Origin of the sequence: Pseudomonas sp. PDM16 (genome assembly GCF_014851865.1) — a bacterium.
GTDB lineage: Bacteria > Pseudomonadota > Gammaproteobacteria > Pseudomonadales > Pseudomonadaceae > Aquipseudomonas.
Map to the genome: position 1 here is coordinate 686757 of NZ_JACVAM010000002.1, position 21305 is coordinate 708061.

Sequence of the window (21305 nt, forward strand, 5' to 3'; positions counted from 1 at the left end):
TCTCAGCTGCGTGGCGTGCCGGGTGATTCCGAGCCTTCGACCAGCGCTCGCGCGCTGACGTCCTGCCAGCGGGCCAGCAGCTGTGGTGATTGCTTCGACTGCCGTTGCGGCGCGCTGCCGAGGAAGATGCCGTGGTTGTTGAAGGCATACACCGGCAGCAGGTCGCGGCGCTGGCCGGCGGGCAGGATCTGCGGTTTGAGGTTGTCGAGGATCAGAGGCTCGGCGCTCTCTTCGGCGTAGTACGCCAGCACCATGTGCGCGCGTCTCTGCTCCAGGGCCTTGACGAAGGTCAGGCGTAACTTCTCGCTGGGAACACCGAGGCGAACCAGGCCGAAGTACTTGGCGATGGCGATGTCCTCGCAGTCGCCGCGCCCCCTGTCCAGCGTCTCCAGCGGCGAGGCCCAGTATTCGGCCTCACCCCAGATATCCATATCCTCGCCATGTAGCACGCTGCGATTGACGAAGTGGTTGATCCGTTCCAGCAATGCACGCTCGTCGCCCTGCTGCGGTTGCTCCAGCAGTTGCTGCCAGGCTTGAAGACGGCTGGCACTGATCGCTTCGGCCAACGCAGAGGCTGAGGGGCTCTCTGCGTTGCTCGGCGTGCCGCCCAGACCGACCAATAGCCCCAGCGCACCGAGCACGAGGCGGCGGGGGAGTAGTCGGAACCAGAAGGGCTGGGGCATGAATGGCTGCTCTGGCCGCCGGGCTTGGCGGGGTTGGGCGATCCTGAAAGATCACCCGGCCGGCAAATGTGACGGCCCACACCCTTTGCGAGCGAACCCGCCGAGTTCCGTGCCGATTCATGCGTTGGATCACGCTATGCGGCCCACGCAATATCTGGATGCACTGCGCCGCGAGCGGAGCAGCGACTGTCGCGATTAGAATCGGTCTCTTCCAAGGATTGGCTAACCCTGAAGGAGGGCTCAGATGAATACCCGTGGATTGCTCGACCAATTGCTCAAATCCGGCCAGGAGCTGCTGCAGCAGAAGTCCGGCTCCTCGTCGTCCGGTGGTCTGGGTGGCTTGCTTGGCCGCGTGGCCGGTGGCAGCAAGGGCGGTAGTGGCGACCTCGGCACCCTGCTCAAGGGCGCTGGTGGCGGCGCGCTGGCAGCTGGCGCACTGGGCATGCTGCTGGGCAACAAGAGTGCCCGTAAGCTGGGCGGCAAGGCGCTGACCTACGGTGGCTTGGCGGCCCTCGGGGTGATCGCCTACAAGGCCTACGGCAACTGGCAGGCCCAGCAGCAGGGCACCGCGCAGCCGCGCGTCGAACCGCAGACCGTTGACCGCCTGCCAGCACCCCAGGCCGAGCTGCACAGCCAGGCGATTCTCAAGGCACTGGTGGCGGCGGCCAAGGCCGATGGCCACGTGGATGCCAAGGAGCGCCAACTGATCGAGGAGCAGATCGGCGCGCTGGCCAACGATCCGGAGCTGATGCGCTGGTTGGACGCCGAGCTGAACAAGCCGCTCGATCCGGGCGAGGTGGCGCGCGCCGCTACTACCCCGGAGATGGCTGCAGAGATGTACATCGCCAGTGTGCTGATGGTGGATGAGGAGCACTTCATGGAGCGCGCCTACTTGGAAGAGCTGGCCCGTCAGCTCAAATTGGAACCGTCGCTCAAGGCCGAGCTGGAAGCCCAGGTGCGCCAGGAACTGGTGGTCAATTGAGATATCAGGCGGGGTTGTGGGCCTTTGCCTGGAACTCCGCCCGATTACGCCCGGTCTGCTTGGCGCGGTAAAGCGCCTGGTCGGCCAGTTCCAGGGCTCCCTCCAGCGTTGCATGGTCCTGCGGCCACAAGGCGCCGCCCACGCTGCAACCAATACGCACTTCGTGCCCATCGATCACCACGGGTTGCTGCAGGCCGTGCAGCACACGGCTGGCCACTTGCTGGGCCTGTTCCAGAGCTTCGTCTTCCGGTACCCGCAATACCATCACGAATTCATCGCCGCCCAGGCGTGCCACCAGATCACCGTCGCGCAGGTAGCCACGCAGACGCACGGCCACATGTTTGAGTAGTTGGTCGCCAGCCTTGTGACCGAGGCTGTCATTGATCGGCTTGAACCCGTCCAGGTCCAGATACAGCAGGGCCAGTATCCGTTCGTGAGAGCGTGCCAGTAGCAGGTATTTCTCCAGCGCCGAACGATTGGCCAGTCCGGTGAGCGGGTCGCTGTAGGCCTTGTCTTCCATCAGGCCAAGGGCGTTCTGCTGGTGGGTCAGGCTTTCCACCATATGACGGATCGAGCGGCTGAGCAGGGCCAACTCGCGAGGGCTATCGAGGTCGGGAATCACGGCGGCCTGCCCAGCGCTCAAGTGGTCGGCGGCCTCGGCGATGTGCCGCAGCGGTCGAGTGAAATAGCCGGTCAGCAGCCATCCGAGGGCGGCGAATAGCAGAGCCAGCCCGATGCCCCAGAGCACGATGCGCTCGCCGATCTCGCGAGCCGGGGCGTAAGCCTCTTCCAGGGCCTGGCGCGCCACTACGATCCAGCCCAGGCCGGCGTAGTTCTGGTAGCCCTGGCTGGCGGCGAAGCCGGTCAGGTAGTGCGTACCGTCCGGCCATTGCTGCACGGCCCACTGGCCATCAGGGTTGAGTGGTTTTCTCAGCTCCGGCAGGTCGATCTTCTGGCCGATCATGGTCTTGGGCCCCAGGAGCACCGTGTGATCGCTGCTGAGAATCAGGAATTCTACGGCGCGGCGCTTCTGGATCGGCTCCATCAGCGACTGACGCACCTCGTCGGCCCAGGCCCAGGACAGATGCGTGGCCAGCACGCCGGCCAGTTGGTTGTCCGGGCCATACACCGGCAGGCTGATATCAACGAACTTCATTGGTTCGCCGCTCGGATTGGGCAGCAGCTTGGCCAGCAAAACGGCCTCGTGCACGTCACCGATGAACAGCTCCTTGTAGCCGCGAATGTAGACCGGGCGCTGGGCCAGGCTGACGCCTTCGAGAATGCCGCCGCTGGAGGCCAGCACGATGCCTTTGGGATCGGTGAAGCCGATCCAGGCGATGCTGGGAATTTCCTGTTGCAGACGGTCGAGCAGTTCGCGGATCTGCTTCGGGTCGTCCGGCTGGTGCAGTACGTTCAGGCTGCCGAGTACCTGCAGGTAGGCGGCGCGGCTGGCCATGTCGCGGTCCAGACGGTCGATCATCTGCAGCGAGACCTCGGTGAGGTCGCGGCCAACTTCCTCGCGGATGCGATCACTGGAGTCGTTGCCGATCAGGGTGCCGAACAGCCAACTGAGCAACGTCACCAACAGGGCGATAAGCAGGGCGATATGGCTGCGCAGGCTGAAGGCTGGGCGCATGAACGGCGACTCCGAATGCGTGACGGTGGCTGTTCGCCCTGGCGCGGGCTGTAGCGGAAAGGCCTGGTTCAGCTTAGTTCAGGCCGTCTCGCCAGCATTCCATAGAAAGCCCATGCAATCTTCAAAATTTTCCCACTCTGCGCTCGCAGCATCCCGGCCATCAGTAACCGTGAGTGGGAGAAGCACATGTTGCCGGGAGTTTGCAGGCGGGCCGTTCGCGCGGCCCTGGGGCTGGTGTTGCTGGGTTGTTCGACCCTGGTGCTGGCGCAGCAGGAGCAGGGCGAGAGTCCATATTTCGCCGTGGAAGGCGGCGATGGCGTGGTGGACGCCCTGCCGCTGAAATCCACCGATGTTCAGGTGCGCATTCTCGGCGTGATGGCCGATGTGCGGGTAGTGCAGCGCTATCGCAACGAGGGCCAGCAGGCGCTGGAGGCGCGCTACGTGTTCCCCGGCTCGACCCGCGCGGCGGTGTACGGCATGACCGTGCGCCTGGGCGAGCGCGAGCTGCGGGCGCAGATTCGCGAGAAGCAGAAGGCCAAGGTGGAATACCAGCAGGCCAAGAGCGCCGGCAAGACTGCGGCGCTGCTGGAGCAGCAGCGCGAGAACGTGTTCCAGATGCAGGTCGCCAATATTCTGCCGGGCGACGAAGTCGACGTGGAGCTGCGCTACACCGAGCTGCTGCTGCCGGAGGAGGGCGTATACCGTTTCGTCTTCCCGACGGTGGTCGGGCCGCGCTACAACGGCAAGCCGGGTGCCGCGAGCCACAAGGCCGAGCCGTGGATCGGCACGCCCCATCTGGGTGAGGGCGCGCCGTCGAATGCAGGCTTCAGTCTCGCCATCGACCTGATGGCGCCGACCCCGCTGGCGGATGTCGCCTCACCCAGCCATCCGCTGCAGCGTGAACGCCTGGATGCCAACCGGCTGCGCCTGAGCCTGGGCAACGACGGTCGGCCGGCCAACAACCGCGACTTCGTGCTCGACTATCGCCTGTCCGGTGCCGACTTCCAGAGCGGCGTGCTGCTGAGCGAGGGCGAGCAGGAGGACTTCTTCCTGGCCCTGGTGGCACCGCCACGCAATGCGCCCAGCAGCCTGATCGTGCCGCGCGAATACATCTTCGTGGTGGATATCTCCGGCTCGATGCACGGCTTCCCGCTGGACACCACCAAGCAACTGTTGCGCAACCTGATCGGCGGGTTGCGCCCGGCCGACAGCTTTAACGTCCTGCTGTTCTCCGGCAGCAGTAGCATGCTGGCGCCGCAGTCGCAGCCGGCCAGCCCGGAGAACATCGATACCGCGCTAGCGATGCTCGACACGCAGATGGGCTCCGGTGGCACCGAGCTGTTGCCGGCGCTGCGCCAGGCCCTGGCGATACCGGTGGATGCCGAGCGCTCGCGCAGCTTTGTGGTGGTCACCGATGGTTTCGTGGCGGTGGAGCGCGAGGCGTTCCAACTGGTCCGCGAAAATCTGGATAAGGCCAACCTGTTCGCCTTCGGCATCGGCAGCTCGGTCAATCGCCAGTTGATCGAGGGGCTGGCTCGCGCGGGGCAGGGCGAGCCGTTCGTGGTGCTGGATGCCGAGTCGGCGGAGCTGGAGGCCGAGCGCCTGCGGCGGATGATCGATGCTCCGTTGCTGGCCAGCCCCAAGCTGACATTCGAGGGTCTGGACGTGTACGACGTGGAGCCGGCGGTGCTGCCGGACCTGTTCGCCGAGCGGCCACTGGCGGTGTTCGGCAAATGGCGCGGGCCGGCTAAGGGGCATCTGCGGGTGGACGGGCATGGCAGCGGCGGGCCGTTCCACGCTGAGGTGCCTATCGTGGCGAGCGCCGTGCAGAAGGGCAGCCAGGCACTGACCCACCTGTGGGCGCGCCGGCGGGTTGCCAGCCTGGTGGATCAGGAAACCCTGGAGGGTGGTTACCAGCACAGCCAGGCGATTCTCGACCTCGGCCTCAAGTACGGCCTGCTGACGCCCTACACCTCGTTCATCGCCGTGGATGAAGAGGTGCGCAATCCCAATCCGGGGGCGGCGGCCAAGGTCCAGCAGCCACTACCTCTGCCCCAGGGCGTGAGCAATCAGGCAATCGGCGCGCTGGTGCCAAGCACGCCGGAGCCGGCGGCCTGGGCCATGCTGTTGATCGCCGCGCTGGGCATGTTCTGGGCGAACCGGCGCCGTAGCCATGCCGTTTGAGAAGGCGCTGCGCCAACTGCCGGGCTGGCTCTGGCTGGTGCTGGCGGCGCTGGCGTTGTGGCCGCTGTGGCTGTGGAGCGCGCGACGCTTGGGCGATGGCTCGGACGACCCCTACGGCATCGTCGCGCTGGCCGCCTTGTTGCTGGTGCTGTGGCGCGAGCGCGCGGGCTTCCTCGGTGCTCCGCGTCTGGGCTGGCTGCTGGCGGGCACCGTATTGGCCATTCTGGCGACTTTGAGCCAGGGTACCTGGCCGCCGCTGCCACGCGCCGCTCTCGGCGTGTTGGCGGTGCTCGCCGTGGCCATGGCGCTGCGCGGTGCCGGGCAGCCGCGCCTGGCCTGGTTCGGGCTCGGCCTGCTGGCGCTGCCGTTGCTCTCGTCGCTGCAGTTCTACCTCGGCTATCCGCTGCGCTTGCTCACCGCCGAGGCCAGCGCCTGGCTGCTGCGCGGCGGCGGCCTGCTCGTCGAGCGGCAGGGCAGCGCGCTGGAGGTTGGCGGCCAACTGGTGATGGTCGATGCCCCATGCTCCGGTATCCAGATGGCCTGGGTCGCGTATTTCACCGCCTTCGCCAGTGCCGCCTGGCTACGTCTGCCGGACCGTCTGCTGCTGCGCCGCATCCCGCTGCTCGGCGCGCTGGTGCTGGTTGGCAATATCCTGCGTAACAGCCTGCTGGTGCTGCAGGAGACCGGTCGTCTGGGTTGGCCGGCGTGGATGCATGAAGGCATCGGCCTGCTGGTGTTCGTCGCGGTCTGCGCCCTGGTGCTGCGCATCGTCGCTGCCGGCCACTGGTCGCCCCTCGTGCCGGCTACGCCTGCGCTGGCCAGGCAGGCGCGTGGTCGCTGGCAGGCTGCGCTGGCGCTGGTCTTCGTCGGCCTGGGCGGTTGGCCGCTGTTGCAGGGGGAGGCGGAGCCAGCGCAGTCCCTGGCTCGTTCATACGAGTGGCCGCAGCAATTTGCCGGGCGCGAGCTGCGCCCGCTGGCGCTGTCGCCGGTGGAGCTGAGTTTTGCCGCACAGTTTCCCGGTGCCATCGGCCGCTTCAGCGACGGCGAGCGGATCATCAGCCTGCGTCATGTCACCCGCCCGACACGCAAGCTGCACCCGGCGGCGGACTGTTTCCGCGGGCTCGGCTATCGCATCGGCGCGCAGGCACTGGAGCGGCGTGTTGCTGCTTCCGGCGTGCAGCGCTGCTTCGTTGCCGAGGGCCCTGGTGGCCCGCTGCGGGTCTGCGAGTACATCGAGGATGCCGCCGGCGCTAGCTTCAGTGACCACTCGGCCTGGTACTGGAGTGCGCTGGCCGGCGAGTCGCGCGGCCCCTGGCTGGCGGTGACCACGGCGCAGCCACTGCCCTGATAGACTCCGGCCAGGCCAGCGGGAGGGCGGATATGGCAAGGCTAACGACACTGGGCGCGCTGGTGCTGACACTCATCGGTCAGGCCGCGCTGGCCGACGATCTGTTGCTCGATCAGCGCGCCGTGCTGCTGGACGACAGTCGGCTGCCGCGCGAGGCGGCGCTGGATCGCCTGCAGCAGGTACGTTTCGCCTTCCGCGAGAAGCAGGCGCAGGAGGGCGACTGGCCGCTCTGGTCGCGGGCCTACGGCATTCATGGCTCCTGGGATGGTGGGCTGGAGCGCGATGGCGAGGGGCTGATGCTGGGCCTGGATCGGCCGTTGGGCGGGCAGTGGATCGGTGGGGTGCTGGCCGGTGTGTCCCGCACTCGGCTGGACGCCGATGCCGGTCACGCCGACAGCGATAGCGTACACCTGGGCCTGTACGCCGCCACGCGCATCTACAACCAGCTGGGCTTCAAGCTCGGCGCGTTGCAGGGCTGGCACGAGCTGGAGCATGGCGAGCGGGCACGCAGCTGGCAGCTGTTCGGCGAGAGCAGCCTGGCCCTGGATTTCCGCGACTTCACCCTGGAGCCCTTCGCCGGCCTGGCCTATGTACAGCTGGATGCCCCCAGCCAGCGTGAGCGCGGGCTGCGCCTGCCGGGGGCGGACGAGGAGAGCGGTTATCTCACCCTTGGTTGGCGCCTGGCGGCGCCCTGGTACGTGCAGCAGCGCAAATGGGTCGGTCGTGCCAGCCTGGCGCTGCGCCAGGACCTTGGTAGCGACCAGCTGGCCAGCCGTGCCTGGAGCGAGGAGGGCGACGCGCTGCGCCTGCAGGGCCGCGAGTTCGAGCGCAGCACCCTGCGCCTGGACCTGAGCCTGGATCACGAGCTGAGCGAGCGCTGCTATCTCGGCCTGACCTACGCCGGCCACTACGCCGAGGATGCCCGCGATAATGCCCTGGCGGCGCGGCTCAGTCTGAAGTTCTGAGGTCGTCCCGCCGGTCAGGCTGCGGGCTGCCAGGGCGCTGCGAGTCGGGTATACTCGCCGGCTTTTCAGAAACTTTGCGGTCGCGGCCCTTGCCGTGCCCAGTCGAGCCAGGCGCAATGCCGCTCCGACAGGGCCGAAGTAGGCCGTTCTGCGCCTTTGCCCGAGAGTGCTGCCCACCATGGAAATCAATCCGATCCTCAACAGCATCAAGGACCTGTCCGAGCGCACCCTGTCGATTCGGGGGTATCTTTGACTACGATCAGAAGCATGATCGCCTGGTCGAAGTAAACCGCGAGCTGGAAGACGCCAGCGTCTGGAACAATCCCGAGTATGCCCAGAACCTGGGCCGTGAGCGTGCCATGCTGGCGCAGATCGTCGAAACCATCGATGACCTCACCGGCAGCCTGGCTGATTCCCGCGACCTGCTGGAAATGGCCGCCGAAGAGAACGACGAAGGTGCGGTGAGCGACATCGTTGCCGAAATCGAGCGCCTGCGCGAGATCCTCGAAAAGCTGGAATTCCGCCGCATGTTCAGCGGCGAGATGGACGCGAACAACTGCTACCTGGACATCCAGGCCGGTTCCGGCGGTACCGAGGCCCAGGACTGGGCCAACATCCTGCTGCGCATGTACCTGCGCTGGGCCGACAAGCGCGGCTTCGACGCCACCATCATCGAGCTGTCCGAGGGCGAAGTCGCCGGTATCAAGGGCGCCACCGTGCATATCAAGGGCGAATACGCCTTCGGTTGGCTGCGTACCGAGATCGGCGTGCACCGCCTGGTGCGTAAGAGCCCGTTCGACTCCGGCGCCCGTCGCCATACTTCGTTCTCCGCGGTGTTCGCCTCGCCCGAGATCGACGACAAGGTCGAGATCGAGATCAACCCGTCCGACCTGCGCATCGACACCTACCGCTCCTCCGGCGCCGGTGGCCAGCACGTGAACACCACCGACTCGGCGGTGCGTATCACCCACGTACCGACCAACACCGTGGTGGCGTGCCAGAACGAACGCTCCCAGCACGCCAACAAGGACACCGCCATGAAGATGCTGCGGGCCAAGTTGTACGAGCTGGAGATGATGAAGCGCAACGCCGCGTCCCAGGCCCTGGAAGACTCCAAGTCGGATATCGGCTGGGGTCACCAGATCCGCTCCTACGTGCTCGATGACTCGCGCATCAAGGATCTGCGTACTGGCGTCGAGCGTAGCGACTGCCAGAAGGTCCTCGATGGCGACCTCGACCAGTACCTCGAGGCCAGCCTCAAGCAAGGCCTGTAATACCTTTCGATTCCGCCCTCCCGAGGAGGGCGGCAACGACACTGTGACGGAAATGACGACGACATGAGCGACCAACAACTCGACCAGAACGAACTGCAACAGGAAGAAAACAAGCTGATTGCCCAGCGCAAAGAGAAGCTTGCTGCCATCCGTGAGCAGGGCAACGCCTTCCCCAACGACTTCCGCCGCGACAACTACTGCGCCGACCTGCAGAAACAGTACGTCGACAAGAGCAAGGAAGAGCTGGAAGCCGCTGCCATTCCGGTCAAGGTTGCCGGGCGCATCATGCTCAACCGTGGCTCGTTCATGGTGATCCAGGACATGACCGGACGCATCCAGGTCTACGTCAACCGCAAGACCCTGTCGGAAGAAACCCTGGCCGCGGTGAAAACCTGGGACATGGGCGACATCATTTCCGCCGAAGGCACCCTGGCTCGTTCCGGCAAGGGCGACCTGTACGTCGAGATGACCAATGTGCGCCTGCTGACCAAGTCCCTGCGCCCACTGCCGGACAAGCACCACGGCCTGTCCGACACCGAACAGCGCTACCGCCAGCGCTACGTCGACCTGATCGTCAACGAAGACGTGCGCCAGACCTTCCGCGTGCGTTCCCAAGTGATCGCGCACATCCGCAGCTTCCTGATGAAGCGCGACTTCCTCGAAGTCGAAACGCCGATGCTGCAGACCATTCCTGGCGGCGCCGCGGCCAAGCCGTTCGAGACCCACCACAACGCCCTGGACATGCAAATGTTCCTGCGTATCGCCCCGGAGCTGTACCTCAAGCGCCTGGTGGTTGGTGGCTTCGAGAAAGTCTTCGAGATCAACCGCAACTTCCGTAACGAAGGCGTTTCGACCCGGCACAACCCCGAGTTCACCATGCTCGAGTTCTACCAGGCCTACGCCGACTACGAAGACAACATGGACCTGACCGAGGAGCTGTTCCGCGAGCTGGCCCAGCTGGTTCTCGGTACTACCGACGTGCCGTACGGCGACAAGGTGTTCCACTTCGGCGAGCCGTTCGTGCGCCTGTCGGTGTTCGACTCGATCCTCAAGTACAACCCGGAAATCACCGCCGCCGACCTCAATGACATCGACAAGGCCCGTGCCATCGCCAAGAAGGCCGGCGCCAAGGTCCTCGGCTTCGAAGGTCTGGGCAAACTGCAGGTGATGATTTTCGAGGAGCTGGTCGAGCACAAGCTGGAGCAGCCGCACTTCATCACCCGTTACCCGTTCGAAGTCTCGCCGCTGGCCCGCCGCAGCGACGACGATCCGAGCGTTACCGACCGCTTCGAGCTGTTCATCGGTGGCCGCGAGATCGCCAACGCCTACTCCGAGCTGAACGACGCCGAAGACCAGGCCGCGCGCTTCCTGCAGCAGGTGGCCGACAAGGACGCCGGTGACGATGAGGCCATGCACTACGACGCCGACTTCGTTCGCGCCCTGGAGTACGGCATGCCGCCGACCGCGGGCGAGGGTATTGGTATTGACCGGCTGGTAATGCTTCTGACCAATTCGCCATCGATCCGTGATGTGATCCTGTTCCCGCATATGCGTCCGCAGGCTTGATCGCGGAGCCTTGCGCCGGCAACGTCTAGCGATAAGTGGCAGATGGCCACTTCGCTGTTTGAAAACAGGGGGCTGTCGTCATGACAGGCCCCTGTTTTTTGTCCGCTGTCTTTGCGAGGAACGTCCCGCAGTGAACCTCAGCTCTGCCTCGAAGTCTCCGGTCGATCTGGCTGGCGAGTTAGCCGAATCCGTGCAGTATCGTGGTCGCAAGGCCATTCGCCAGGGCAGTGAGCAGCGCCGTCTGGGCATTCTCGACGCTGCTCTGCGCATCATCGTTCGTGAAGGGCTGCGGGGCGTTCGCCACCGCGCGGTGGCTGCCGAGGCCGGAGTGCCGTTGTCGGCCACCACCTATTACTTCAATGATATTCAGGATCTGATCGCTGACAGCTTCGCGCTGTTCGTCAAGCGCAGTTCGACCAGCCTGGCGACGCTCTGGGCTGGTGTGGAAGATGATTTTCGCCGTATCGCCGCTGCCATCGAGGGCGACCCGGCGGCTCGTCGCGAACTGGTCGCCCACGTGATCGACCTGACGGTGGCCCACGTCCAGGCCAAGATGCGCGAGCATGATGACGAGTTGCTGGTCGAGCTGGCCTTCCGCCAGGAGGCGCTGACCAATGCCGTACTGCGCCCATTGTGCCTCGCCCATCAGAGCCTGCGCTTTCGCTTCGCCGAGCGAGCTGTGCTCGCCATGGGCTCTACGGCGCCCTACGAGGATGCGCAGGTGTTGACTACGCTTGTTTTGCGGATGGAATATCATGCCATTGTCGATGGGGTGGATGATTTCGACCTGGGGGCCCAGCGCACGGTGCTGCAGCGCTTCCTGGACCTGGTCGTAGGATCATGAATCCCAGCCCCGCCTAGGCGGGGTTTTTCGTTTGTGCGGCAGTCGATCGAACCTCACGAGGAGTGCGTTGATGAAAGCCTGGCGCGTTGCAATAGCCGCCCTGAGTTGCCTGCTGTTGAGCGGTTGCCTGGTGACGTTCAAGGACCCGATACCGGCCAACGAGGCGGCACCGATACCGTTGCTCGGCGACTGGGAGCGCAAGGATGAATGGGGCGATCAGCAGTACCTGAGCATCGCCCGCTCGGGCTCCAACGTGTACCGCGCCAAGGCCTGGAGTGAGGGCTCCGAGGACGAGGTGGCCGAGGAGTATGGCTTCACCGTGGCCCACCACGGCCGCCGCTGGTACATGTCCGCCGGCCTGCCCAAGCGCCTGGGCGCCAATTTCGCCATCGCCGGTTTCGAGCTGACCACCGGCAACGAATTGGTGATCTACAACCTCGATGTCGAACGCATCCTTCAGGAAATGGGCGACGGTGCGCTGCAGGGCAATTCCGTCGAGACGCCGGAAGGCGAGGCTGTGCTGGTGACCAGCCCGCTGGATCGGGTGTTCGCCTATCTGGACGATCAGGCCAACGCCGATGTATTCGTCGAAGTGGCACGCTACCAGCGCAGCGCCGAGTAAGGGGCCGTCATGAGTCGCCGTAAGTCGCAGGACGATTACCACGAGATCATCCGCTCCCTGTCCGATCGGTTGGTCGAGGCACAGACGCCTATCCGCGTGCTCGATGCCATCAAGTGGGACGACAGCATTCGCCAGGGTTTCCTCAAGGCCAAGGGGCGCGAGATGCCGGTGGTGGACCGTAGCTACTATGACAGCCGACCGCTGGCCTTCGATGCCACGGCGAAGAAGCTGGAGTTCCAGAACATCGAGCGCGACATTACCCGCCACCTGGGGCAGTTCAACCCGGTCGGGCAGATCATGCGGCGTATGTGCAAGGAATACCGCATGGTGATCCGCATGCTCGAGGCGCGTGGCACTGCCGATTTCGGTCTGATTTCTCAGGAGCTGTACGGCGCCGCTTCGGACGCCTTCCATGCTGGCGACCCGACTCTGGCCGACCTCGGCCTGATGCTCTCCGGCTACCTGAACAACATCGCCGCCCGCGGCGACCTGGAGGACGAAGCCAAGACGCTGACCGCCAAGGATGCCGTGGGCATCCTGCAGGAGCGCTTGGCCAAGGTGTTCGGTGACGACACCATCCGTGTGTTCGAATCCGACGGCATTGTCGCCGATGCGGCGGCCGGTGCCGACTACATCAAGGTGCGCGCCGATGCGATGTTCAACGAGCGCGATGTGCGCGCGCTGGAAGTGCACGAGGGCATGGTGCATGTCGGCACCACGTTGAACGGTCTCAACCAGCCGGTATGTACCTTCCTGGCCAAGGGCCCGCCCTCGTCGACCGTGACTCAGGAGGGCCTGGCCATCCTGATGGAGGTGATTGCCTTCGCCTCCTACCCCTATCGCTTGCGCAAGCTGACCAACCGCACCCGCGCCATCCACATGGCCGAGGAGGGCGCCGACTTCCTGCAGGTATTCGAGTTCTACAAGGAGCAAGGCTATGGCCTGGAGGAAAGTTACGGCAATGCCAGTCGGGTGTTCCGCGGCTCAACGCCAAACGGCCTGCCCTTTACCAAGGACCTGTCGTACCTGAAGGGTTTCATTCTGATCTACAACTACATCCAGCTCGCCGTGCGCAAGGGCAAGCTGGAGCAGATCCCGCTGCTGTTCTGCGGTAAGACCACCCTGGAAGACATGCGTACCTTGCGCCAGTTGGTTGACGAGGGCCTGGTGGCGCCGCCCAAATACCTGCCGCCGCAGTTCCGCGACCTCAACGCCCTGGCAGCCTGGATGTGTTTCTCCAACTTCCTGAACCATCTGAGCCTGGACCGCATCGAAGCGGACTACGCCAACATCCTCTGACGTTGCTTGGGCCCGGTCGCTGCCGGGCCATGCCCGTCAGGCCTCTTCTTGTCCGGAGTTGCCCATGCCCAGCCACAAGCTCGACTACGAAATCCTCGGCGCCTCGGCCCAAACCGTGGAGATCATCCTCGACCCAGGCGAGACGGTGATCGCCGAGGCTGGAGTGATGAACTACATGACCGAGGGCATACGCTTCGAGACGCGCATGGGCGACGGCTCGTCCAGCGGTGTGCTGGGCAAGCTGTGGGGCGCCGGCAAGCGCCTGCTCACTGGCGAGTCGTTGTTCATGACCCACTTCAGCAATCGGGGCAATGGCCAGCACCGGGTCGGCTTCGCTGCACCCTATCCGGGCACCGTGGTGCCCATCGACCTGGCCCAGGTCGGCGGCCGGCTGATCTGCCAGAAGGATGCTTTCCTTTGCGCCGCCTATGGCACCGAGATCGGCATCAGCTTCAACAAGCGCATCGGTGCCGGCTTCTTCGGCGGCGAGGGTTTCATCCTGCAGAAGCTGGAGGGCGATGGCCTGGCCTTCGTGCATGCAGGCGGCACGGTGATCCGCAAGGAACTGAACAACGAAACCCTGCGCCTGGACACCGGCTGCCTGGTGGCCTTCACCAGCGGCATTGACTACGACATCGGTCTGGCCGGCGGGCTGCGTAGCATGCTGTTCGGCGGTGAGGGCATTCTCCTCGCCACGCTCAAGGGCACCGGTACCGTCTGGGTGCAGAGCCTGCCGTTCTCGCGTCTGGCCGAGCGCATCTATGGCGCTACCTTCAAGGCTCGCGAAGAGGTGCGTGCCGGCGGCAAGTAGTTCAGGTGCACTGACCGAAAGCGCCTGTTTAACCTTGCAGGCATCATTTCCTGCCATGACGTGTCGTGGCGCCTTGGCTGGCAAATAACATTGCCTTTTTCCTGAGCGAGTAACCCGTGCGACATCCAGGCCGCGCCAGGCGGCCGGGCAGCGGTTAAACTGTGCGCCCTTCGGACAACGAGCCCTCCCCATGAGCGAAGAACGCAACGTCATCCCCATGATCCTTACCGGCATCGCCAGCATCGTTGGCACCGTGGTCGTGCTCTGGTACTACGGGTACCTGCATTTCGCCAAGGAGCAGGATGCCCTGTTGCTGTCCGACTTCACCATGCTCAAGACCGTCGCCGGCGAGGACTACAAAGTCTCACTCAAGCCCGCCAATCAGGTGGCGCAGTGCATCGATGGCGTGCTGGTGCTGTTTGATACCCAGCAGAAGGGCCTGACCGGCGTACTGGTGGACAACAAGAAGCAGGCCGTGCGCTGCCTCGGCCAGGAAACCCCGCAGGCGCCGCAGCAGTAGCCACTGAAACCCGGTGGCGTGGATGCACCGGTTCTACTGCTGGGCTGTCCCACCCGGAAATCCATCGCGCTGACACCTTGGCCGGCGGCTGAGACCTGTTTCTCAGCCGCAAGGGAGACGGGTTTGCAGCGGCCTGGCTTCTCTTTAGTCTGCGTTCGGTATCTCAAGAGCAGACAGGGAGTTGGCGATGAATATCGATCTGGAATTCGATGGGCAGGAAGTGAGGTGGGGCGGGGTCGGCCGGTTCAAGGCCAGCACGGCCATGCCGGGCTTCCAGAGGCCGGAGTTTCAGTGTGTGCCGGACAAGGGACCGGTGCCCGAGGGACTGTACAAGGTCTTTATCCGCGACATGGGCGATGCGCGGGACGACGGCAAGAATCGGTGCAATCTGTCTCCTGCATGGGGTATGCAGCGAATCCCGCGAGGCGGTGCGGCGGGGGATTGCGAGCCCTTCTGGGCGAACTGGGGAAACAACCGGGCCAGGATGGAACCCGCGGATCCTCAGACGCGCCAGGCATGTGCCATCAGGCGCGGTGGCTTCTATATGCATGACTCGACCAAAGGCTATAGCCACGGTTGCATCGAAGTCGATCCTGGGTTTTTCACGGTGTTGAAGTCGAGCAGCCTTGCCAGAACACGTGGGCACCTGATCATCAAGGTCAAATACGTGGCGGGTCGCGAGACCAATGGAGGTACCTATGTTGCGAACTAGGCTGCTGGTTGGTCTGTGCCTGCTGAGCCCGCTGGCCTGCTCGGCCGAAGGCATACGCCTGAACAACGAACTGGCCGACTGCGCGGCGGTGAGGCTTGCACCCCTGGCCGCCCAGGGCAACCTGGTCACGGTCGAGGGTGATGTCGAGCTGAGCAAGCCGATAGGCGACTGCGCCTGCTTCTCGGCGCTCGCCCGCTACACCAGCAGCGTGGAGGTCGAGGGCGTCGAACAGGTCCTGCAGCAAGGCCTCGTCAACCTGAAAATCGGCGGGAAGAAGACCCTGGTGCTCGCCAGCGATCCGGCGCTGATCCAGGGGGAAACTACCATCCTGACTCTTTCCTGCGCACCGCCGCTGTAGGCGCGGGTTCGCCAGAAACGAAAAATCCGATGCCGGGCTGCCCGGCATCAGATTTTTACGGCTCCGATTTACAGCCTGGCGCGGGGCGCCACCGGGCCCTGACCGTGAGCGATGGTCACTTCCACTCGACGGTTGAGGGTGCGCGAGTCAGGAGTAGCGTTGCTTGCCACTGGGTAGTCCTGGCCTAGGCCGTGAGTGGTGATACGACGCGGATCAACACCCATGGCCACCAAGGCGCTGCGTACCGAGTCGGCTCGGGCTTGGGATAGGCGCAGGTTGTGGTCGCGGGTGCCCGTGCTGTCGGTGAACCCTTCCACTACCACCTGGCGCTCTGGATTCTGCAGCAGGTAGTTACCCAGCTCCTGCACGTTACGCATTCCGGTGCCGGTCAGCTGGGCGCGGTCCACCTCGAACAGCACGTCGCCCAAGGTCACTACCGACCCACGCTCAGTCTCTTTGGCCTGCAGATGCTGCAGAAGGATGTCCACCTGCTGGTTACGCGCATCCAGTTGGGCCTGGGTGCGCTGGGCCGGGGCGGTCTTCAGCGCCTCTTCGGCGTTTTTCTGCAGGATGGTTTCCTTGGCTACATCGATACGGCGGTTGGCCTGATAGGCCAGGTGGTCCACCTGCACGCTGCCCTGGCCGGATTCGTAGGCCTGGTTGGCGCGGGTGAGCATGTCGCCGGCTTCCTTGGTCTCCACTCCGGCCAAGGTTAGAGCCTGCGGGTTGGCCTGCAGCTCGGCGTAACCGACGCGGGCTTTCTCCAAGTTGGGGTTCGGATCGTGGGCGCAGCCCGCGAGCACCAGGGCCAGTGTGGAAAGGGTAAACAGGTTGGTCATGCGGTTCATGAGCATCGCTCCTCCATGGTCACTGCACGATGATCGGCGTACGCGATCCTTCCTCGCGAATCTGTTGCACGCCCTGCTGGGCGTCTTCCAGGCTACGCTGAGCCTTGCCTGCCAGTGCGCGGCGTTCGGCAACGCGGGCATCTGCCTCGGCCTGCTCGATCAGGCGACGAGCCTGCTCGTATTCCTGATCCTGAATCAGCAACTGGGCCTGGCTCATCTTGTCCTGTGCGGCTTTCATGTCGGCGGGGGCGTATTCGGCGCCGCCGGCGGCTTCGGCACTTTTCATTACCGCGCTGGCAGAGGCGAGCTGCTCGGTAGGTGGGTTACCGGCGCAACCGGCTAGGACCAGGCTGCTGCCCAGTGCCAGGGTGAGCAGAAGCGTTCTCGGGCTGTTGTTCATGGTTCAAGCTCCATGCAATCCATCGACAAGTTACCTGCCGGATGTCTGTGGATTGGCGAAGAAGATCGCCAATTGCCATCGTTTTCTCCGGCCTGGAACTGTGACTGCCGTCTGGAAACGAACGTTCAAGATTTTTCACAGGCATGAAAAAGGCCCCTTGAGGGGCCTCTGTCAGCAGGGAGCTCAGTGCTGAGTGCTGTCGCGCTGGTGGCTCAACTGCTGGAGGTACTTGCGCGCCAGGGCAAGGAAGCGTGGCGTTGGGCCGATGTCCTCATACAACGGGTCGCCCTGCTCGTCGGTAGCCACCACCTTGCTGCCTTTCACGTAGGGCAGGCTAGCCTCCAGTTCCTCCAGTGCCGAGCCGATCAGCTCTCCGAGCAGCTCCTCGGCACTGCGTTTCGGGTACATCTCGGACAGAGCGGCGAGCCGGGCGGCCGATTCCAGGTCGAGATGAATGTGGTACTGGCTCTGGGTCAGGCGACCCTTGGCGTTCTGCTCCCAATGGCGGGTGAGTTCACGGATCTTCATATGCACCTCGGTTGCCCATTCGTGGTGGGCGGATAAGGGCCCCGGGTACGGCGTGCTGCCCGGACGCAGGCATTCTTGACACCTGCAGGGTTCAGACTAGCTCGTTGGCACGATGCTAGCGGCCGTTCGTCGTGTGCTTGTAAGAATGAGTCGCCCTGTGCAAGCTGACGGCTCTACCCCGAGGCGGAGGGAAGCGTCATGGCAGAGATCGATATGCGTCTGCGGGAGGAAGTTCACCTGCTCGGTGAGCTCCTCGGCGACACCATTCGCAATCAGCTCGGCGAGGGATTTTTCGACAAGGTCGAGTTGATCCGCCAAGGTTCGAAGGCCGGGCGCAAGGGGTCTTCGGCCGGCGAGAAGCAGTTGCTCGAGACACTCGATGCCCTGAGCGACGACGAGCTGCTGCCGGTGGCGAGGGCCTTCAATCAGTTCCTCAACCTGGCCAATATTGCCGAGCAGTACCACCGCATCCGCCGTCGCCATGTGGGTGAGGCGCAACCCTTCGATGACCGTGTGCTGGCTGAGCTGCTGCAGCGCCTGGCCTCGGCAGGCCACAAGCCGGAAGCATTGGCCCGCCAGTTGGGCCGCCTGGATATCGAACTGGTGCTTACTGCGCATCCCACCGAGGTAGCGCGGCGTACATTGATCCAGAAGTACGATGCCATCTCGGCGCAACTCGCCGCACTGGATCATGTCGACCTGTTGCCGGACGAGCGCGACCAGGCGCAACTCAAGCTTCGCAGGTTGATCGCCGAGGCCTGGCATACCGAGGAAATCCGCCGTAGCCGTCCAAGCCCCGTGGACGAAGCCAAATGGGGCTTCGCGGTAATCGAACACTCCCTGTGGCAGGCGCTGCCGAGCTTTCTGCGCAAGGCTGACCAGGCCATGCTCCACGCCTGTGGCTTGCGCCTGCCGCTCGGAGCCGCACCGGTGCGTTTCGCCTCATGGATGGGAGGCGACCGCGATGGCAACCCCAACGTCACTGCCGAGGTCAGCCGCAGGGTGCTGCTGTTGGCGCGGTGGATGGCCGCCGATCTTTATCTGCGTGACATCGAGCGGCTGGCGGCCGAGCTTTCCATGCAGCAGGCCAGCGATGAGCTGCGTGTGCATGTCGGCTTACATCCAGAACCCTATCGAGCGGTGCTCAAGCAACTGCGTGATCGCTTGCGTGCCACCCGTGCATGGGCGGAGTCGGCCTTGGATGATGAGGTGGCTCCCGGTCCCGAAGTGCTGCATGACAATCGCGAGCTGCTGGAGCCGCTGGAGCTCTGTTATCAATCCTTGCACGCCTCTGGCATGGGCGTGATCGCCGAGGGTGAGCTTCTCGACTGCCTGCGTCGCGCGGCCTGTTTCGGTCTGTTTCTGGTTCGTCTGGACATCCGGCAAGATGCTGCCCGTCACGCCGCGGCCATGAGCGAGATCACCGATTACCTCGGCCTGGGCAACTACGCCGAGTGGGACGAGGAGCAGCGCCTCGAGTTTCTCCAGCGTGAACTGGATAACCGCCGCCCATTGCTGCCGGCGCAGCACAGGCCGTCCGCCGATACCGCGGAAGTGCTCGCCACTTGCAAGGTGATCGCCGCGGCGCCAGCGGCTTCGCTCGGCACCTACGTTATCTCCATGGCCGGTGCTCCGTCTGATGTGCTGGCGGTGCAACTCTTGCTTAAAGAGGCCGGACTGCAGCGGCCGATGCGGGTTGCGCCGCTGTTCGAAACCCTGTCTGACCTCGATAACGCCGGTCCTGCCATCGATCGCCTGCTTGGCCTGCATGGCTATCGTGCACGCCTGCACGGCCCGCAGGAAGTGATGATCGGCTACTCCGATTCTGCCAAGGATGCCGGCACCACGGCTGCTGCCTGGGCCCAGTACCGGGCGCAGGAGGCCTTGGTGGATATCTGCCGCCGACACGATGTGGAGTTGCTGCTGTTCCATGGTCGTGGCGGCACCGTAGGGCGCGGCGGCGGCCCCGCTCATGCGGCCATTTTGTCGCAACCTCCGGGCTCCGTGTCCGGGCGTTTCCGCACCACTGAACAGGGCGAGATGATCCGCTTCAAGTTCGGCCTGCCGCAGTTGGCCGAGCAGAACCTAAACCTTTACCTGGCCGCCGTGCTCGAGGCCACGCTGCAGCCACCTCCCGCGCCCGAGCCGGCCTGGCGCTCTGCCATGGATCGCCTGGCCGCGGAAGGTGTAGCTGCCTATCGAGCGGTGGTACGTGAGCATTCGCAGTTCGTTGAATACTTCCGCCAGGCCACGCCCGAGCAGGAGCTCGGGCGCCTGCCGCTGGGTAGCCGGCCAGCCAAGCGCCGTGCCGGAGGAGTGGAGAGTCTGCGAGCGATTCCCTGGATCTTCGCCTGGACCCAGACGCGCCTGATGCTGCCCGCCTGGCTGGGTTGGGAAACCGCGCTGGACAAGGCGCTTCAGGGCGGTGGAAAGGCCCTGCTGGAGGACATGCGCGAGCGTTGGCCATTCTTCCGCACGCGTATCGACATGCTGGAAATGGTACTGGCCAAGGCTGACCTGGCTATCGCCACGCTGTACGACGAGCGCCTGGTCGAGGCCGAGTTGCGACCACTGGGGGCGCATTTACGCGACCTATTGTCGCAGTGTCGCACTCTGGTACTAGGCCTGACCCATCAGTCGGAGCTGCTCACCCATAGCCCTGAGACGCGTGAGGCGATCACCGTGCGCAATATCTACCTGGACCCGCTACACCTGCTCCAGGCGGAGCTTCTGGCTCGTTGTAGAGTGCGTGAGAGTCCGGTGGATAGCCCTTTGGAACAGGCTTTACTGGTCAGTGTCGCAGGGATCGCAGCGGGCTTGCGCAACACCGGCTGAGGCCCCGCCACCCCCGACTTTCGGTGGCTTGTGCGGCACCGAAGCGCTGTGTATTGTGGCCCTCCTTTTGGCCGCTCAGTGACGCCGAAACCCAATAGTGAGATTGGCCCCACGAGGCGAATCCGACGACTTTCCTGTCTTTTCTTGAGGAGCACTTCGATGCGCGTGATTCTGCTGGGGGCGCCCGGTGCCGGCAAAGGTACCCAGGCTGGTTTCATCACCAAGAAGTTCGGTATTCCGCAGATCTCCACTGGCGACATGCTGCGTGCCGCGGTCAAGGCTGGTACTGAGCTGGGGCTACAGGCCAAGAGCGTGATGGATGCCGGTGGTCTGGTCTCCGATGATCTGATCATCAACCTGGTCAAGGAGCGCATCGCTCAGCCGGATTGTGCCAACGGCTTCCTGTTCGATGGTTTCCCACGCACCATTCCCCAGGCCGAAGCCATGAAGGAAGCCGGCGTGACCATCGACAACGTGGTCGAAATCGCCGTCGACGACGAAGAGATCGTCCAGCGCATCGCCGGTCGCCGCGTGCATGAGGCCAGCGGCCGCGTCTATCACGTGGTCTATAACCCGCCGAAGGTTGAAGGCAAAGACGACGAGACCGGTGAAGAGCTGGTCCAGCGCAAGGACGATACCGAGGAGACCGTGCGTCACCGCCTGTCCGTCTACCACTCGCAGACCAAGCCGCTGGTGGACTTCTACCAGAAGCTGTCCGCTGCTGAAGGCACTCCGAAGTACAGCGCTATCGCCGGTGTCGGCTCGGTAGACGAGATCACCGCCAAGGTGCTCGCTGCCCTTAGCTGATCGCTGATCGTGCTGTCCAACGGCCCGCAATAGCGGGCCGTTGGCGTTTATAATGCCGCCCTTTTTCTGCCCGACCGGATGCC

General features: G+C 64.3%; 21 protein-coding genes. 16 read left to right on the forward strand and 5 right to left on the reverse strand.

Going from position 1 to position 21305, the window contains the following annotated elements; genetic code table 11:
• Positions 1-2: 2 nt before the first annotated feature.
• Entirely contained in the window at positions 3-683 is a 681-nt protein-coding gene (locus IB234_RS09710; RefSeq protein ID WP_192316919.1) for a transglutaminase-like cysteine peptidase, read from the reverse strand.
• A 244-nt stretch (positions 684-927) separates the two neighbouring features.
• Here IB234_RS09710 and IB234_RS09715 point away from each other — a divergent pair, with 244 nt between their 5' ends.
• Entirely contained in the window at positions 928-1665 is a 738-nt protein-coding gene (locus IB234_RS09715) for a tellurite resistance TerB family protein (protein ID WP_192316921.1), read from the forward strand.
• 4 nt (positions 1666-1669) lie between these two features.
• Here IB234_RS09715 and IB234_RS09720 read toward each other — a convergent pair whose 3' ends face one another.
• Positions 1670-3301: a GGDEF domain-containing protein gene (locus IB234_RS09720; RefSeq protein ID WP_192316924.1), complete on the reverse strand. Its 1632-nt coding sequence runs from the start codon at positions 3299-3301 to the stop codon at positions 1670-1672.
• A 186-nt stretch (positions 3302-3487) separates the two neighbouring features.
• On the opposite strand from IB234_RS09720, the gene IB234_RS09725 reads away from it, so the two are divergent.
• The 12 genes from IB234_RS09725 (at position 3488) to IB234_RS09780 (ending at position 15804) form a co-directional block, all read left to right on the forward strand.
• The gene (locus IB234_RS09725; RefSeq protein WP_192316926.1) at positions 3488-5485 is read left to right on the forward strand and encodes a VIT and vWA domain-containing protein; all 1998 of its coding nucleotides are present in this window, start codon (positions 3488-3490) and stop codon (positions 5483-5485) included.
• The gene (xrtQ, locus tag IB234_RS09730; RefSeq protein WP_192316928.1) at positions 5475-6833 is read left to right on the forward strand and encodes an exosortase Q; all 1359 of its coding nucleotides are present in this window, start codon (positions 5475-5477) and stop codon (positions 6831-6833) included. Before IB234_RS09725 ends, xrtQ begins: the two co-directional genes overlap by 11 nt.
• Before the next feature lie 32 nt (positions 6834-6865).
• On the forward strand, positions 6866-7798 hold the full coding sequence (locus IB234_RS09735) for an autotransporter domain-containing protein (RefSeq protein ID WP_192316931.1): 933 nt from the start codon (positions 6866-6868) through the stop codon (positions 7796-7798).
• Between the two features lie 178 nt (positions 7799-7976).
• Positions 7977-9072, forward strand: a protein-coding gene (prfB, locus tag IB234_RS09740; RefSeq protein ID WP_192316933.1) for a peptide chain release factor 2 whose coding sequence is annotated in 2 segments (ribosomal slippage) — positions 7977-8048 and positions 8050-9072 — 1095 coding nt in all. Because the reading frame shifts where the segments join, the coding sequence is not laid out codon by codon here.
• 63 nt (positions 9073-9135) lie between these two features.
• Positions 9136-10638 (forward strand): lysine--tRNA ligase, encoded by a 1503-nt coding sequence (gene lysS, locus IB234_RS09745; RefSeq protein WP_192316935.1) that lies wholly within the window; start codon positions 9136-9138, stop codon positions 10636-10638.
• 130 nt (positions 10639-10768) lie between these two features.
• Positions 10769-11482, forward strand: coding sequence for a TetR/AcrR family transcriptional regulator (locus tag IB234_RS09750; protein ID WP_192316937.1), 714 nt, complete (start codon positions 10769-10771; stop codon positions 11480-11482).
• 70 nt (positions 11483-11552) lie between these two features.
• Positions 11553-12104, forward strand: a complete 552-nt coding sequence (locus IB234_RS09755; RefSeq protein WP_192316939.1) for a hypothetical protein — start codon at positions 11553-11555, stop codon at positions 12102-12104.
• Positions 12105-12113: 9 nt separating this feature from the next.
• Positions 12114-13403 (forward strand): flavohemoglobin expression-modulating QEGLA motif protein, encoded by a 1290-nt coding sequence (locus IB234_RS09760; protein ID WP_192316941.1) that lies wholly within the window; start codon positions 12114-12116, stop codon positions 13401-13403.
• 64 nt (positions 13404-13467) lie between these two features.
• On the forward strand, positions 13468-14214 hold the full coding sequence (locus IB234_RS09765) for a TIGR00266 family protein (RefSeq protein ID WP_192316943.1): 747 nt from the start codon (positions 13468-13470) through the stop codon (positions 14212-14214).
• Between the two features lie 190 nt (positions 14215-14404).
• Positions 14405-14734 carry a hypothetical protein gene (locus IB234_RS09770; protein WP_192316945.1) on the forward strand — a complete coding sequence of 110 codons (330 nt, stop codon included), beginning with the start codon at positions 14405-14407 and terminating at the stop codon, positions 14732-14734.
• Positions 14735-14921: 187 nt separating this feature from the next.
• The gene (locus tag IB234_RS09775) at positions 14922-15446 is read left to right on the forward strand and encodes a DUF2778 domain-containing protein (protein WP_192316947.1); all 525 of its coding nucleotides are present in this window, start codon (positions 14922-14924) and stop codon (positions 15444-15446) included.
• A complete protein-coding gene (locus IB234_RS09780; RefSeq protein WP_192316949.1) occupies positions 15433-15804 on the forward strand; it encodes a DUF2195 family protein in 372 nt (123 codons plus the stop codon). Before IB234_RS09775 ends, IB234_RS09780 begins: the two co-directional genes overlap by 14 nt.
• A 68-nt stretch (positions 15805-15872) precedes the next feature.
• Here the strand turns inward: IB234_RS09780 and IB234_RS09785 are convergent, their stop codons facing one another.
• Together IB234_RS09785 and IB234_RS09790 are read right to left on the reverse strand one after the other, a co-directional pair.
• Complete coding sequence (locus IB234_RS09785) at positions 15873-16652, reverse strand: OmpA family protein (RefSeq protein ID WP_192316951.1); 780 nt, start codon at positions 16650-16652, stop codon at positions 15873-15875.
• A 19-nt stretch (positions 16653-16671) separates the two neighbouring features.
• A complete protein-coding gene (locus tag IB234_RS09790; protein ID WP_192316953.1) occupies positions 16672-17052 on the reverse strand; it encodes a DUF4398 domain-containing protein in 381 nt (126 codons plus the stop codon).
• A gap of 12 nt (positions 17053-17064) precedes the next feature.
• Between IB234_RS09790 and IB234_RS24130 the strand changes: the two genes are divergently transcribed.
• A complete protein-coding gene (locus IB234_RS24130; protein ID WP_263864188.1) occupies positions 17065-17199 on the forward strand; it encodes a hypothetical protein in 135 nt (44 codons plus the stop codon).
• Between the two features lie 36 nt (positions 17200-17235).
• On the opposite strand, the gene IB234_RS09795 is transcribed toward IB234_RS24130, so the two are convergent.
• A complete protein-coding gene (locus IB234_RS09795) occupies positions 17236-17580 on the reverse strand; it encodes a pilin assembly protein (RefSeq protein WP_192316955.1) in 345 nt (114 codons plus the stop codon).
• Positions 17581-17778: 198 nt separating this feature from the next.
• On the opposite strand from IB234_RS09795, the gene ppc reads away from it, so the two are divergent.
• Complete coding sequence (gene ppc / locus IB234_RS09800) at positions 17779-20415, forward strand: phosphoenolpyruvate carboxylase (RefSeq protein WP_192316957.1); 2637 nt, start codon at positions 17779-17781, stop codon at positions 20413-20415.
• A 159-nt stretch (positions 20416-20574) separates the two neighbouring features.
• Positions 20575-21222, forward strand: coding sequence for an adenylate kinase (gene adk, locus IB234_RS09805; protein ID WP_192316959.1), 648 nt, complete (start codon positions 20575-20577; stop codon positions 21220-21222).
• Positions 21223-21305: the final 83 nt, after the last annotated feature.